This window comes from Mycobacterium sp. NPDC003323 (assembly GCF_053589535.1).
Genome location: NZ_JBSFSB010000004.1, coordinates 267,387 through 282,274, shown reverse-complemented (window position 1 = coordinate 282,274; position 14,888 = coordinate 267,387). Strand labels below are relative to the sequence as shown.

At 67.0% G+C, this 14,888-nt stretch carries 14 protein-coding genes and 1 tRNA gene; 6 read left to right on the top strand and 9 right to left on the bottom strand.

Features of this window, described 5'->3' with window-relative positions:
- Positions 1-6: 6 nt before the first annotated feature.
- Both ACWDUN_RS13530 and ACWDUN_RS13525 read right to left on the bottom strand, forming a co-directional pair.
- A complete protein-coding gene (locus ACWDUN_RS13530) occupies positions 7-438 on the bottom strand; it encodes a Fur family transcriptional regulator (protein WP_449929550.1) in 432 nt (143 codons plus the stop codon).
- 90 nt (positions 439-528) lie between these two features.
- Entirely contained in the window at positions 529-1,683 is a 1,155-nt protein-coding gene (locus ACWDUN_RS13525; RefSeq protein ID WP_449929332.1) for a transporter substrate-binding domain-containing protein, read from the bottom strand.
- A 195-nt stretch (positions 1,684-1,878) separates the two neighbouring features.
- Between ACWDUN_RS13525 and ACWDUN_RS13520 the strand changes: the two genes are divergently transcribed.
- Entirely contained in the window at positions 1,879-3,063 is a 1,185-nt protein-coding gene (locus ACWDUN_RS13520) for an alpha/beta hydrolase family protein (RefSeq protein ID WP_449929330.1), read from the top strand.
- On the opposite strand, the gene ACWDUN_RS13515 is transcribed toward ACWDUN_RS13520, so the two are convergent.
- Positions 3,060-3,722 carry an SIMPL domain-containing protein gene (locus tag ACWDUN_RS13515; protein ID WP_449929328.1) on the bottom strand — a complete coding sequence of 221 codons (663 nt, stop codon included), beginning with the start codon at positions 3,720-3,722 and terminating at the stop codon, positions 3,060-3,062. The two genes, ACWDUN_RS13520 and ACWDUN_RS13515, sit on opposite strands and share 4 nt — an antisense overlap.
- Positions 3,723-3,731: 9 nt before the next feature.
- The gene (locus tag ACWDUN_RS13510) at positions 3,732-4,493 is read right to left on the bottom strand and encodes a TetR/AcrR family transcriptional regulator (RefSeq protein ID WP_449929326.1); all 762 of its coding nucleotides are present in this window, start codon (positions 4,491-4,493) and stop codon (positions 3,732-3,734) included.
- A 103-nt stretch (positions 4,494-4,596) separates the two neighbouring features.
- Between ACWDUN_RS13510 and ACWDUN_RS13505 the strand changes: the two genes are divergently transcribed.
- The gene (locus ACWDUN_RS13505; protein WP_449929324.1) at positions 4,597-5,019 is read left to right on the top strand and encodes a nuclear transport factor 2 family protein; all 423 of its coding nucleotides are present in this window, start codon (positions 4,597-4,599) and stop codon (positions 5,017-5,019) included.
- A 61-nt stretch (positions 5,020-5,080) separates the two neighbouring features.
- On the opposite strand, the gene ACWDUN_RS13500 is transcribed toward ACWDUN_RS13505, so the two are convergent.
- Complete coding sequence (locus ACWDUN_RS13500; protein ID WP_449929323.1) at positions 5,081-7,492, bottom strand: VCBS domain-containing protein; 2,412 nt, start codon at positions 7,490-7,492, stop codon at positions 5,081-5,083.
- A 430-nt stretch (positions 7,493-7,922) separates the two neighbouring features.
- Between ACWDUN_RS13500 and ACWDUN_RS13495 the strand changes: the two genes are divergently transcribed.
- Entirely contained in the window at positions 7,923-8,564 is a 642-nt protein-coding gene (locus ACWDUN_RS13495) for a GNAT family N-acetyltransferase (RefSeq protein ID WP_449929321.1), read from the top strand.
- A 399-nt stretch (positions 8,565-8,963) separates the two neighbouring features.
- Positions 8,964-9,383: a hypothetical protein gene (locus ACWDUN_RS13490; protein WP_449929319.1), complete on the top strand. Its 420-nt coding sequence runs from the start codon at positions 8,964-8,966 to the stop codon at positions 9,381-9,383.
- Position 9,384: 1 nt separating this feature from the next.
- On the opposite strand, the gene ACWDUN_RS13485 is transcribed toward ACWDUN_RS13490, so the two are convergent.
- A complete protein-coding gene (locus tag ACWDUN_RS13485) occupies positions 9,385-10,785 on the bottom strand; it encodes a GntP family permease (protein ID WP_449929317.1) in 1,401 nt (466 codons plus the stop codon).
- Between the two features lie 27 nt (positions 10,786-10,812).
- Positions 10,813-11,313 carry a gluconokinase gene (locus tag ACWDUN_RS13480; protein WP_449929315.1) on the bottom strand — a complete coding sequence of 167 codons (501 nt, stop codon included), beginning with the start codon at positions 11,311-11,313 and terminating at the stop codon, positions 10,813-10,815.
- A gap of 125 nt (positions 11,314-11,438) precedes the next feature.
- Between ACWDUN_RS13480 and ACWDUN_RS13475 the strand changes: the two genes are divergently transcribed.
- Positions 11,439-12,140, top strand: coding sequence for a FadR/GntR family transcriptional regulator (locus tag ACWDUN_RS13475; RefSeq protein WP_449929314.1), 702 nt, complete (start codon positions 11,439-11,441; stop codon positions 12,138-12,140).
- An 80-nt stretch (positions 12,141-12,220) separates the two neighbouring features.
- Here the strand turns inward: ACWDUN_RS13475 and ACWDUN_RS13470 are convergent, their stop codons facing one another.
- Together ACWDUN_RS13470 and ACWDUN_RS13465 are read right to left on the bottom strand one after the other, a co-directional pair.
- Positions 12,221-12,904 (bottom strand): GAP family protein, encoded by a 684-nt coding sequence (locus ACWDUN_RS13470; RefSeq protein ID WP_449929312.1) that lies wholly within the window; start codon positions 12,902-12,904, stop codon positions 12,221-12,223.
- 104 nt (positions 12,905-13,008) lie between these two features.
- Positions 13,009-13,091, bottom strand: a tRNA-Leu gene (locus ACWDUN_RS13465).
- Positions 13,092-13,375: 284 nt separating this feature from the next.
- Between ACWDUN_RS13465 and ACWDUN_RS13460 the strand changes: the two genes are divergently transcribed.
- A complete protein-coding gene (locus tag ACWDUN_RS13460) occupies positions 13,376-14,812 on the top strand; it encodes an FhaA domain-containing protein (protein ID WP_449929310.1) in 1,437 nt (478 codons plus the stop codon).
- The last annotated feature ends 76 nt before the right edge of the window (positions 14,813-14,888 follow it).

The following is a 14,888-nucleotide window of genomic DNA, read 5'->3' as shown; positions in this document are numbered from 1 at the left end:
GACTGGTTATTGCGAACTGGGTTGAAACTTCGGTGCGCCGAGGCAATCAGGGCACAGACCCCAATAGATGACCTCGGCTTCGTCGATGGCGAATCCGTCGAGGCGGCCCGACGGGTCGGTTGCGGTCAGACAGGGCGCTGCCCCGACCGCGCAGTCGACATCCGCGATGACCCCACACGATCGGCACACGACGTGGTGGTGGTTGTCACCGACCCGCGACTCATAGCGCGCCACCGAACCCGTCGGCTGGATCCGGCGGACCAGACCAGCGGCGGTCAATGCGCTGAGCGAGTCGTAGACGGTTTGGTGCGACACATCCGGCAAATTGGCCCGCACCGTGCGGATCACCGCGTCGGTATCGGTGTGCGGATGCCGGTGGACGGCGTCGAGCACCGCCAGCCGCGGGCGAGTCACCCGCAGTGCGGCACCCCGCAGCATCCGCCGGAAGTCTTCTGCAGTAGCCACATCCCGAGTGTTGCCGGTTTTCTGGAATTAGTCAAGATAAGGCGATAGGCACTGTCGAGCAGTTCAGTTGGCGTCGCCGGCGGTCGTGGCGACGTCGTCGCCGAACCACTTCTGTCTGATCAGGTTGTAGGTCCCGTCCTCACGCATCCGGAACAGGGTCTGATTGATCGGTTTGCGCAGCGGACTGTCGAGCGCCATCACGAAACCCTGGTCCTCCTCGTGGAATACCGGGCCGGCCATCACCGCGACACCCGCACCGCGATGGGCGACGTAGTAGCGCAGCGTCGGCGCGTCGAACACCACGGCGTCATAGCCCTCTTCGCGCAGCAGGTGATACGCGTTCTCGACGGTCTCGGTCTGGGTCGCATCGATGCCCATGCCCTGCAGGTACTCCGCGGCGGTGGTGCCGGAGACCGTGGCAACGGACTTGTCGTAGAGGTCGGCGGGCCCGCTGATCTTGGCATCCAACTTCGCGACGGTGAGGCTGGCACTGAGGTTCGCCGAATAGAACGAGATGAAGACGATGCCGGCGAATCCCCACAGAATCGCCATGGCCTTCGTCACGGTCCGGGTCGCCGACGTGGCGTTCTTACCCACCAGCGAGCCGATACCCCACCCGAACGACTGGACGATCCCGGGCAGATAGGACCGCGACACCACCGGCTCGGCGGCGCGTCGCTCGATCAGCCAGAAAATGTGCGCCGGCACCACACTCACCACGATCGCCGCGCTGAGCCAGATCAGCATCGTGCGCGACAGCAACAGGTCCAGGTAGCCCCCGAGACCCGGTACCGACGGTCGGGTGTCGTGTACCGGCACGATGATCTGCAGCCCGGCGTCGAGGGTGGGGTGGGAGAAGTCGAACGAACGCTCGCGCTCGGCGGTCAGTGAGATGCCACCGACCGCCACATCGGCGCGCCGCGATCCGACCGCGTCAAGCTGTCCCCGGACATTGCCGACGTCCTGGTATTCCGTCGTCCAGCCCAGCCGTTGCGCGATCTCGTTCCACAAATCGACACTGAACCCGGTGAGGTCACCGCCGCCGGCGCGCATCACGAAGGGCTCCAACGTGTGCACCGCCACGGATACCGAGCGTGGCTCTGGCTGCGGATCGGCCGGCGGCTCGGCCGCGGCATGCCCGGCGACCACGATCGCCGCACCCCACAGCGACAGCAGCCAGGCGATGAGGTGCACGGTGCACCGCCGCGTCCGGCTCATGGCGCCTCGACCGGATCGCGATAGCGGTGTTGCCCTCGGTGTCGCGGATCTCGCATCGCGGGCCATGAGCCCCCTCGTCATCGTCTCGTCATGTGCGCCAGGCAGGATCTGGCAAAGGGCCGGACCACACGGATCCGGCGCCAAACGACCTTACCCCGCGCGCCGCGACCGTGATGCGCCGCTAGGGTTGACGCCATGGCACTTAGGCGACCTGCGCGCATTCTCGTATTGCTCTTCCTGGCAATCGCATTCGCCATTCCCGCGATGGCGCACGCCGTCGCGCCCAACTGGTCAGGTCTGGACGCCCGGTTCTATTCGGCGCCAATCCCCGCTCCCGGCAGGCTGATTCAGACCGTGCCGCTCGCACCGGAGTTGTCGCTGGCTGGCGCGGGCAGCGCCTACCGGATTCTGTATGCCACCACCGATCAGCACGACGCGCGCGCGGTCAGCACGGCGGCCGTCTTCGTTCCCCGTGAGCCTGCGCCGGCGGGTGGCTATCCGGTGATCGCCTGGGCGCACGGCACCGTCGGGCTCGGCGATGACTGCACACCTTCGGCGGTGCCGCGCACACCCCGGGACGACGAGTACCTGTCGCACTGGCTGAATCAGGGTTATGCCGTCGTCGCCAGCGACTATGCCGGTCTGGGTACGCCCGGCCTGATGAGCTACCTCAACAGTGTCACCACCGCGCACGGTGTCATCGATTCCGTGATCGCCGCGCACCAGATGTCGCTGCCCCTGTCACCGAAGTGGGCTATCGTCGGGCAGTCCCAAGGCGGTGGGGCGGCCGTCGCCAGCGCGAGGTGGGCGACCGAGTTCAGCGCGGGCAGTGGCCTGGACTACCGCGGCGTGGTCGCGACCGGCACCCCGGCCAACATCCAGAAGTTCGTCGCGCAGGCCGGACCCGATCTGACTTTGCCGGAGCTGGGTCCGGTCGCCAACGCCTACACGGCCTACATCATCGCGGCACTGCGCGAGGCCCGGCCGGACCTCGACATCAACGGCGTGCTGTCCCCGGCGGGGTTGCACGCGGCGGCGCGCGCTGAGACGGTGTGCGTGCACCCACTCACCGACGAGTTGGCCCACCTGTCCCCGGCGGCGATGTTCAGTCGGCCGCTGCTGTCGATCCCGGGGATCGAGGCCGCCCTCAACGACTTCATGGGCACCCCGGTCACCGGCTACGACCGGCCGATCTTCCTCGGCGTGGGCTTGCTCGACCGCGACGTCCCGCCCCAGTCGACGTTGGCGTTCTATGACCAGTTGGTGGCCAACAACCAGAACGTGGAGCTGCGGGTCTATCCGGAGGAGGACCACAGCGGTACCGTGCTTGCCTCGTTGGCCGACTCGACACCGTTTCTGCGCAACGCCTTCGCCGACTAGCCCCCGGCGAGGAAGCGGGCCTCCACCGTCACGGCCACGTGGATGTCGGCCGGCACCAGTTCCACGTCCGGCGCGCCACCCGTCGGCGCCGCATCCAGAAACATCTCGCGCCCGGCCGCGGGACCCTGCAACCCCAGCATCCCGGCATCGGCGATGGCCACCGGCCGCACCGGGCCCAGGTCCAGGGCGTCGGCGTACTGCTGCGCGCGTGCCGCCGCGTCCCGCACGGCATCTGCGCGCGCTTCCGCGATGAGCGCCTCCCGCCGTTCATCGGTGAGCGCCCAGGACACGTGGTTGGTATCGAATCCCTCGGTGCCCGAGGTGTGTTCGCCGACCCACTGTGACAGCACGCTGAAGTCGGCGAACTCCACCTCGACTCCGACAGCGGCGTGATGTACCAATGGCAACCGCTCACCGTCGGAGTTCCACGGTCGGTCCGACCAGGTACGTAACCGCTCGGCCGACCATCGGATTATCGGCGACGGCTCGGTGCGCTGCAAGCGATCGATGGAATCCTTTACCGTGGCGACATCGCGGGCCACCCGGTCGTAAACGGGTGCCATCTCCGGCCCCTCGTAGCTGATGGTTGCGCGCACCATGCCGCGCTCGGGCGGCGCGGAGGTGGAAAACGATCCTCGCACCGTGATCTCGGTCGCCATGTCTGCAGCCTAGGTGTCGATGAGGACCGCCAGGCCGTCGAGCACACGTGCCAGGCCGAACTGATAGGCGTGGTCGGCATCATAGGCACTGTTGTGGGCATGCCCGGCGGCCGCGCCGATCCGCACCGCCAAGGGGTAGCGGTCGGCGTCGAGCACCCGGTCCAGCAGTGGTCCCGCCCGCTGCCACCACTGCGCGTCGGTCTGGCCACTGTCGAGGGCGGCCCACCGGGTTTCGTTCGCGATCCGGGCGACCGCGGCCACGAAACCCAGCAGATGGGTCAAGGCGGCGTCCATCTCCAGGTCGCTGAGCCCCAACCCGTCGAAGGCCGAAAGTTCGTGGTCGTACTTGGCGATCAGCCCCGGTCCCAGCGGCGGTCGGGTGGTCGGCAGATCGATGACCCACCGATGCCGCGTCAGCATTGCTCGATTCTCCTGCGCGATCGCGGAAACCCTTTCGCGCCAGAGCATTCCGACCAGATCGGAGCGAGGCATCTGCTGGTAGACGGTGTCGAGCATGAGGTCGAGCAGCTCGGCCTTGCCCGGCACGTAGGTGTAGATGCCCATCGGCGCCACACCCAGTGCTGCGGCGACCGCGCGGATGGTGAGCGCGCTCAGGCCGTCGGTGTCGGCGATCTGTATCGCCGCCGCGATGACCTGCTCGACGTTGATCCGCTGACGCGGGCCCCGCGCCGGCGTTCGCTGCTCACGCCACAGCAGTTCCAGCGTGCGTGCGGGATCGCCGGCACTGCTACGCGGCCTGTCACCGGGCATGTCGATCCCTTCTGCTCAACGATCCGAGTTTAGACAGCGCCGGTGCCTCGTCGCGTACTCTGTACACTGTACGTTGTATGTAGTTTCTGATCGAGGAGGTCTCATGTCCCAGCAGGCCCGCACCGTGCCCGAAGCCGCCGAGTTCGACCCGACCGATGCCGCCGTCGCCGAGGTGTTGGCCTGGTTCGCGAACTTCGACGCGCTCGCGGCGGCCAAGGACGTCGAGGGGATGGCCGATCAGGCCATGTTCCCCATCAACGAGGTGACCGACCACAAGGCCGAATCTTGTGACAGGTCGCGATACATCGCGCAGATGACCGAACAGCTCGGTGGCGACGGGGACGTCTCGATGGAATCGATACGCACGCCGCATTTCCTGAACGAGAATCTGGTCTTCGTGATCACCGACGCCACGATCACCATGGGCGAGTTCTCACAGCGAGTCCGCTATGGCGATCTGCTGGTCAAGATCGACGGGGCGTGGAAGTTCCAGACCATGGTGCAGGGCGGCTGGGGCGACTTCTGAGTTCCTGAACGACGAACGGGCCGGTTCGACCGTGCTGGTCGAACCGGCCCGTGATGTCAGATCAGAAGGGCCGCTTGGGACTGACCGGCACCGTGATGATGGCGGTCGAACTGGAGACGCCGTTGGACACCGTCACCGTGAAGACGTCGTTATACGGCCGACCCAGCAAACTCGCGGTGTATGCCGCAGCGCGCGCGGCACTCGTCGGCTGAAATGTGAAGTCACCGTTTGCGCTCACCGTGTAACTGCCCTGAATACCGGCCAGCGTCAACGTGTACGTCAGCGGCAAACCGTTCGGGTCGGTCGACACCAGCTTGCCGGTGACCCGGCCGGTTCCATTGTCGACCTGCTCGTTCGTCTTGACCGGCGTGCTCGGTGGCGCCGGGTTCGGTGCCACGGGCACGGTGATGGTGGCGATGCTGCTGGTGCCGGCGGCGTTACGCGCGACCACGGTGAACACATCCGGGACGGTGACGCCCGTGCTGGCGAGAGCGCGGGCGGTAGCCGAGGGCGTGTAGGTGTACGCACCGGTCGCCTCGTCGAAGTTCAGCGTGCCCTGCAGCGTCGGAGTGATGACGTCGTAGGTGACGCCCTGACCGATCGGATCGTTGGCCGACACGCTGCCCGTCACCACACCGGTCACCACGTTCGTGGTCTGCGACCCGCCCACGGGAGTGCCCGGCTTACCATCGATTGCGGTGATCGGCACGGTGATGATGGTGGGCGCACTGGTGAGCGACCCGTTGCCGGCGACCACGGTGAACACGTCGGTGAGGTCGCCCAGGCCGGCACCGGCCAGCGCCATCGCCAGGGCCGACGGCTGATAGGTGTACTCACCGGTCGCGTTGTTGAACGTCAGCTGCCCGCCCAGGGTCGAGGTGATCACCGTATAGGTGAGCGACTGTCCGGCCGGATCGGTGGATCCCACCTGCCCGGTCACCAAACCCGTTGTCGTGTTGGTGTTCTGCCACAACGACGCGGGCGCGGTCGGCGTGGCATTGCCCGCCGTGATCGGTACCGTGATGATGCCGGGCAGGCTGGTCAACGACCCGTTCTTGGCGACCACGGTGAACACGTCGGTGAGACTGCCCAGGCCCAGGCTGGCCAGCGCCATCGACAACGCCGACGGCTGGTAGGTGTACTCACCCGTGGCGCTGTCGAAGGTCAGCTGACCACCCAATGTCGAGGTGATGACCTGGTAGGTGATGGTGTGACCGGTGGGGCCCGTGGACCCGACCTTGCCGGTCACCAGTCCGGTGGTGGTATTGGTGCTCTGCGACACCGTCGCGGGCACACTCGGGGTACCGGCCGTCGTCGCGCCGATCGGCACGGTGACGATTGCGTAGTTCGACGCCATGCCGTTGGAGACCGTGATGGTGAAGACATCACTGATCGGCGCCAGAATCGCCGCCAGTCGTGCCGCTTCCGACGGGGTGTAGGTGAACGCTCCGTTGGCGTCGACGGTCACCTCACCCAGCAGTGGGTTGATGGCCACCTTGTAGGTCAACGGCAGGCCCGAGGGGTTGTTGGCGTTCAGCACGCCGGAGACCGCGCCGGTGTCGGGATCGGGCTCCGATGTCGTGGTGCCGGCCCCGGTCGGCGGCGCAACACCCCACTCGGTCTGCAGCTGACGGAACCACGTCCACGCCGCGGCCAGTCCCAGGTCCAGCGGTGGCAGCGGTGAATTGGTGTTGACGCCGAACAGATTCAGGAATCCGCCGACGAACTTCAGCACCGGGATGGCGATGGCCTTCGGGATCGGCGCCGGGGCCGGTTCGTCCGCGGTGGTCAGATTCGAGGAGGTTGTCATCGCCGCCGACCGGAACGTGTGCGACGTCTGGGTGGTGGTGACATCCGGTGTCGAGATCGGCTCGACGCCCCTCGATTCGGATCCCGGTGAATCCGGGCCATCGAGGACGTCGGTCGCCTCACCATCCGTCGTCACGTCCGCGGTTTCGGAGGTTTCGGCGGTGGTGCTCAGATCGGCATGCTTCTTCGTGGTCACCGGCTTGTTGCCGCGCGGCTCGATGACCTCCGGCTGAGTCGGATCGAGCTCATCTTCGTCGTCCTCGTCAGCGGAGTCCTCGCCCGGGTCGATCGTGGTGTCGCCACCGATACTCGTCGTGTCGTCGTCGTCCTCGTCGTCATCGGGCTGTCCCGGTGCGCCCGAGGTGTCCTTACCGTCGGGCGCCGAAGGCCCGGTCGACGGCTTGTCCGTCGACTCTTGGTCGCCCGAGGCGCCCTGCGTCGACTGGGACGACGATTGGCCGGCGGTCGATCCCGCGCCGTCGTCGGCGTAGGCGACGCCGGTACCGGTCGTGAGCGCCGCGCCCAGGCCCAGTGCTACCGCGCCGACGCCCAGCCAGGCGTACGGCTCGGGGCGAGCGGGCTTGGCGCGATGCGTTCCGCGCCCCTTACGCTTGCCGGAACGATTGACCTTGGCGCCTTTCGGCAACCGATGCCCACCTGTCATTGAAGTCCCCACTTCGCTATCAGTTGTCACCGTGATTTTTCGCTGAAATGCGCTCACAGCCAGCCGTATATTAACGAGTGCGTCAGCGAAAGTGCGGCTTTATGTCAGTTTTGCCGAAACTGGATCGGTCGACGTCACCGCATTTCAATCGGTTGACAACCTGTGGTCACCAGTTGCTTGATCTTCGTTACGGTGTGCAGTTTGCTCGACTCATCCCCGGGAGTCTGCTTGTTTGTTGCCGGCGGAAAATTCGCTTCTGGAATTTGCCAGGCTTGGGCGCTGCTGTGCCCGGCCATACGGTCGGTACCGACGTATCGGATTACAGCAAAGTTGAGCAACTGTTGCTCTGCCGATCGCCCGGATCGACGGGTGCACGACGGCAGGCTGTCGCCGAACTGTTCGGCGTCGGCTCGGGTCTACTGTCGGCGTGATGGAGCGGAGCACGCTGCGCATCGCCGTGAGAGACGTCGAACTCGCGGCGCCCACGGACACACAACTGGCCGTGCTCGCCCGGTACGCCGCCACACCGGAAGCGGTATTGCCCGCGGCGCACACGCATTTCGTGAAGTGGATCGACGGCCGGACCCCCACGGAGATCGAGCAGCAACGGATCGCGCGGGTGAGGTCCAATCGGGACCTGTCCGCGGGCCCGGGCTGGACACTCGATCTCGCCGTGCTGGTCGACGGCCGGCCGGTGGGGCTGCAAAGCATCTCCGGCTTCGAGCAGTGGCCGCGGCATCGGGTCGTGGGCACCACCTCGTGGTTGATCGCGAGCCATCAACGCCGCGGGTTGGGCACCGCGGCGCGCGCTGCGGTCCTGGAATTCGCGTTCGCGCACCTGCGGGCCGCGAGCGCAAGATCCTGGGCGCTCGATGAGAACGTGGCGAGCGCCGCGGTGTCGACCCGACTCGGCTACCGGATGGTCGGCAGCGAGTCCTTCGTCGAGAACGGTCGCCCCCTTACCGAACTGATCTACGAGCTGTCCGCAGACGACTGGCTGGACTCACCGGTGCGCCGGGCCCTGGCGCCGACGATCACCGGCGCCGGCGCCCTCGTCTCACTACTGTCCTGACTTCTGTCCACCACGCGAAAGTGACCCTCCATCCCGCGCACAACGCGGCCCGGCCGGTCTGCTACGGGTTTTGATTCGCACCGACCGGGTACACGGCCGCACCTCAAGATCGGCGACGAGGCCGATCACAGGAGACGCTAGGGGGAACCTTGTCCAAGCATGCGATGCACTCCTCACACCGATGGCCGGCTCTTCATCTGCCGCATCTGCGGTGGCGTTCGCGTCCGACGACACCGGTTCGTGCTCCCTGGGACGAGACCGGCGCGCCCGTCGCGTGGTGGAAGGCTCTGTAGGTTTCCCTTTGGTCGCTTGCACGACGACCGCGGAATACGTTCCGTTGGTGCGGATTTCAACCTGCGTTGCGCGCCTTGTCGGGTGCTGCGGACTACCGTCGAGCATGTGACGTCAGCAGGCGAAGCCTCCGACTCGCTCGTCGAAGCGTTGACGAAGGCGCGGATCACCACCGAGAATCACGCGTTCATCCGGCAGATCACCGAGGCCGTGGGCATCACGACCTACCGGGCTGTCGACACCGCCAAACCACACGTCGTCGCCACCCGCCGTGACGGACGACGTGATCTGCACATCTATTACGGCTACACGGTCGGCTTCGGTTCCGAGGAGGAGATCGTCGGGCTGTTGGGCGACTCCGTCGGGCGCAAGCCGAGCAGTTCGCCGAGGGGCACCTGGTACGTCGAGCATCCGGCGAACCGGATCTACTCGACCAACACCCGGTCCCGCGATGTGCGCCGGGCCGCCCAACGCTGCTCTTGCGGCCTCGAGTTGTCGCTGACCGGCGTCTGCGCCAGCTGCGATTAGGTCAACCCGCGACCCACAACAGCACGCTGAACCCGAAGGCGCTCACCCCGAGCGTCGTTTCCATCACCGTCCAGGTCTTGAGTGTGGTCTTCACGTCCATGTTGAAGAAGCGGCTGACCAACCAGAAGCCCGAATCGTTCACGTGCGAGAGCACCGTCGCGCCGGCGGCAATGGCGAAGACCATGGCCGTCAACTGGATGCTGCTGAGATCGGCCTCGGCCGCGGCCGCACCGAGCAGACCCGCGGTGGTGGTCAGCGCCACGGTGGCCGACCCCTGAGCCACCCGCAAGAGGGTGGCGATGATGAAGGCCTGCAGGATCAGCGATAGGCCGAGGTTGGACAGCGAGTCGCTGAGCGCGTCGCCGATACCGCTGAGCCGCAACACCCCGCCGAACATGCCGCCTGCGCCGGTGATCAGGATGATGGCGCAGATCGGTCCGAGCGCCTTGTCCAGGATGTCGCTGATATCGGCCATCGAGCGGCCCCGGCCCAATACGAAGGTGGCCACCAGGACCGTGAGCAGCAGCGCCACCGACGTGTTGCCCAGCATCTTGAGGTACTGGGCCCAGGTGGCGTCCTCGGCGATGACGCCCGCGGTGACCAGGGTGCTGATGACGGTATTGAACGAGATGAGCACGAACGGCAACAACAGAACGCCGAGAACGGTCGAGAAGGCGGGTGCGGTGCGGGTTTTGGTGCCCACGCCGGCCTCGTCCTCGTGTCCGCCGTTCATCTCGCCGAACAGCAGGGCGGGGATGTCGACGTCGAAGCGCCGGCCCATGGCCTGCGACACCAGGTAGGCACCGATGTACCACGACGCGATCGCCACCGGCACACCGATGAGCAGGGTGAGTCCGATGTTGGCGCCGAGGGCCTCGGCCGCGGCGACCGGCCCGGGATGGGGCGGGACCAGCGCGTGCATCGCGGCGAACGCGCCGGCGGTCGGCAGGCCGTACAGCAGCAGTGAGCCACCGAAGCGACGCGCGACGGTCATGATGATCGGCAGGAAGACCACCAGACCGGCGTCGAAGAAGATGGGCAGACCGAAGATGAGGGCGGCCACGCCGAGGGCGAACGGTGCCCGCTTCTCACCGAAGCGTCCGATCAGGGTGTCGGCCAGCACCTGGGCGCCGCCGGTGATCTCGAGCAGGCGCCCGATCATGACACCGAAACCGACCAGTAGGGCCACCGATCCCAGGGTGTTGGAGAAGCCGTAGCTCAGCGCGCTGGGCACATCGGCGATCGGGATACCGGCCACCAGTGCGGTCAGCAGGCTCACCAGCACCAGCGCCACGAAGGCGTGCAACTTGACCTTCATGATCAAAAACAGCAGCAGGGCGACGGCGCCCGCGGCGATCAGCAACAGCGTGGTGGCGCCGTACGCCGGGTCGATGGCTTCCACTAGTCCTCCGTTGGATGTCGGGATGTATCAGTCGGTGGTGATATCGCTTGCGGCGACGTAGGTTTCGATGATCGAGTCGATATTGCGATCGACGTCGATGACGAGCCCCAACTCATCGGGCTCCAGCGGCTCCAGGGTTTGGAACTGCGATCTCAGCAGCGAAGCCGGCATGAAATGGCCGGGCCGGCTGGCCTGACGGGCACCGATCACGTCGAGTGTGCCGCTCAGGTGCAGGAATTCGACATCGGCGCAATGGTTGCGGAGTTGATCGCGGTACCGGCGCTTGAGCGCCGAGCAGCTCATCACGCCGCCGTTCGGGTGCTCGGCCAGCCATGCCCCGATCGCCTCGAGCCAGGGGTAACGGTCGTCGTCGTCGAGCGCGTGCCCGGCCGACATCTTCTCGATATTGGCCGGCGGGTGGAAGTCGTCGGCGTCGGCGAAGGGCACGCGCAGCCGCTGTGCCAATGCCGCGCCGACGGTCGACTTGCCGGAGCCCGAAACTCCCATGACCACGATTGGCGACCTCATGCGCTCCACCTACCCTGTTGTGCTTGCTGTCACACAGCATGGCTCAAAGGTATGCCTATTTCAAGTGCCTGTGTTGATAAAGCGCATCTAAACCCGTTGAACTCGCCATATGACACCATGTATCCGTGGCCCATTCCGTTTCCAGCGCGCTACACGGTGCCCTGCTCGACGCGCTCGGGACGGCCATCGTGTCGGGGATGTACCGACCGGGACAGGTGCTGACGCTGGAGGCGCTGAGCGCCGAGCACGGGATGTCGCGCAGCGTCGCCCGAGAGGCGGTGCGGGTACTGGAGTCCATGGGCATGGTCTCGTCGCGACGGCGGGTCGGCATCACCGTGCAATCGGCCGACCAATGGAACGTCTTCGACCCCCGACTGATCCGGTGGCGGCTGGAGGCCGGCGACCGCGCCGCCCAGTTGGTGTCGCTCTCGGAACTGCGCCGCGGATTCGAACCGGCGGCCGCGGCGCTGGCGGCCAAGCGGGCCAATCCGCACCAGTGCCGGATCATGGCCGCCGCGGTATCGGACATGGTGGTGCACGGCCGCTCCGGGGATCTGGAGTCATACCTGCTGGCGGACAAGATCTTTCACCAGACCATGCTGGAGGCCAGTGGGAACGAGATGTTCCGCGCGCTCAGCGGCGTCGTCGCCGAACTGCTGGCCGGGCGCACCCACCACGGCATGATGCCGACGGTACCGGTCACCGAGGCGATCGAACTGCACGACGAGGTGGCCCGGGCCATCCGGATGGGTGACCCCGAGGCCGCCGAGCGCGCCATGCGCGCCATCATCGACGAGGCCAACGAGGCGATAGCCGAGAAGCGGTAGCGCCTTTCGCGCGAACCCCCGTACCCCGGGGTACTGTGCGCCGCCTCAGTCCCGATTTCGCGGGCCTCGGCGCACCGGCGTCACCACCAGATGTTGCGGTGCATCAGGGCGTCCGCGACGAGCGCGACCCCGCCGACGACGAACAGGATGCGCACGCCGATCGGTCCGTAGCGGGTCAGCGCGCGCACCAATAGCCGCTGGATCTGATCGGCCTGCCGGTTGCGCAACGTCGCCAGGCCCAGCACGAGCATGCAGGGCAGCAGCGCCAGCGCGCAGTACACGATGACGATCAGCGGCCACAGCGCCGGCAGCGGGTCGCGCGCGGCGATCATCGCCAACCCGGCCAGATACGGCACGGCCGTCGGCGCCTGGCCCAATCCCACGGCGATACCGACGAATCCGAGCAACCAGGGCCGTTGTTTCATCACCGCCATCGCCCAGCCGGGCGCCGCCGACTGGGCGACCAGTGGGAAGAACGCCAAGGCGATCAGGGCCGAGCCGATGAGCAGTTCACCCCAGTACCGGATCGTCGGGGTGATCTCGAAGCTAGTGAGCTCGGTCAGGAAGTCCAGGCCGAGCACGACGCAGATGCCGAAGGTCGATGTCACCAGGAACACCCCGGCGATGAAGCTCAGCCCGCCCGGCAACGGGGACTGCCGATTCAGCCGGCTGCCGTAGACGACCGCCGAGACCACACCGACATTGAGGACGCTGAGCGAGTCGAGGAAGGCGAGGCCGAGCAACGCCAGCAGCAGACCCGTCACCGTGTCGACCCTACGGACCGCAGCCGATGGTCAGGTGCGCGCCGATCCTGCCGTCCGGAAAAGCACACGGGGCCTCGGATCAACCGAGGCCCCGTGAGCATCTGTGGGCGAAGGGGGACTTGAACCCCCACGTCCCGAAGGACACTGGCACCTGAAGCCAGCGCGTCTGCCATTCCGCCACTCGCCCTGAATGACCGCGCAACAGTATCACCACCGGCCCATCGGACCCAAACTCGTCCCGGGAGCAACGTTGCGGGCGGTGAAACCCCAGGAACGCAGACCCCACTGCAGGCGCTCGTTCACCGGAACTCGGGCCGTCTCAGGCGCGCTGACCTGCCGTGATCCGATTCTCAGAGATCTGTTGGTCACGCATCGACGCCGTGGGCCGATAACATGCTGTGAGCAGTGTGGCCAGAGCGACACGCAGCACGGGGAACGCAGGCTTCACGACGAGGACGAAGGGGCGGTGATATGGGTCTGGCCGACCGTATCGAACGGCGCCTCGAATCGACCGTCGGTGACGCCTTCGCCCGGGTCTTCGGTGGGTCGATCGTCCCGCAGGAGGTCGAGGCGCTGCTGCGACGGGAAGCCGAGGCCCACGCCCGCAATGTCGGCGGTGGCCGCATCTTGGCCCCCAACGACTACATCATTACCCTCAGTGAGGCCGATTACCGGAAGGTGAGCGCGGACCCCGTCCGCACATCGACTACTTTTGCCCGTCACCTGGAGGGTTTCATTTCCGACCAGGGGTGGCAAACGTATGGTGATGTGGTCGTCAGGTTTGAGCCATCGCCGAGCCTGCACACCGGCCAGTTCCGCACACGTGGAGCGGTCAACCCCGACACCACCGGCGAACCCGCCCCAGCAGCACGCAACCGCGCGTCTACGGCAGAACCAGGAGTACCAGCGATGACCGACAACCCGAGCTACCGCGGCCAGGGACAGGGTCGGCCCGGCGACGACCAGTACGACGACCGGTACCGCCAGCAGGAGGATCCGCGCGGCGGATACCCCCAGGATCAGGGCGGCTACCCCGACCAGGGCTATCAGCAGCGGCAGGGCGGCTACCCCGAGCAGCAGCAAGGCGGCTACCCCGATCAGGGCTACCCGCCGCCGTCCTATGAGCAGCGGCCCCCCGCCGGATACGGCCAGCCGCCCGCGGGTTACCCCGATCAGGGTTACCGCCCCCAGCAGCCGCCCGCCGGTTACGGCCAGCCCGCCGGGGCACCGCCGAGCGCCCCACCGCCGGGATACGGCGACTACGACTACGGCCGCCCCCGCCAGGACGAGGGATATGGCCGCCCGCCGGCGCCCCCGGCGCCGAGCTACCCGGACCAGGGCGGCTATCCCGATCAGGGCGGCTACGGCGGCCAACAGTACGGCCGCGCCGACTACGCCGCTCCGCCCGCCGCACCGGCCGGACCGGACTACGGCCGCTACGGCGAGGCGCCGGCCCAGGGCGGTTATCCCGACGCCGGGTACGGCGAGCCCGCCGGCTACGACTACGGCCAGGGTCAGCAGGACTACGGTCAGCAGGACTACGGTCAGCAGGATTACGGGCAACAGGACTACGGTCAGCAGCCCGCGGCCCCGGCCGGCTACGGCGGTGGCTACGGTGCCGCCGCGACGGTCACCCTGCAGCTCGACGACGGCAGCGGCCGCACCTATCAGCTGCGTGAGGGCGCCAACGTCATCGGCCGCGGTCAGGACGCCCAGTTCCGGTTGCCCGACACCGGCGTCTCGCGTCGCCACCTGGAGATCCGGTGGGACGGTCAGGTCGCGCTGCTGTCGGACCTGAACTCGACCAACGGCACCACCGTGAACAACGCGCCGGTGCAGGAGTGGCAGCTCGCCGACGGTGACGTGATCCGGTTGGGCCACTCCGAGATCATCGTCCGGGTCCACTGAGCGCCGCGGTAGCCGGGGCAACGGGGAGTAACGGTCCGGAATCGGGCTCGGCGCTTCATCGGCGCATTCCCACCCG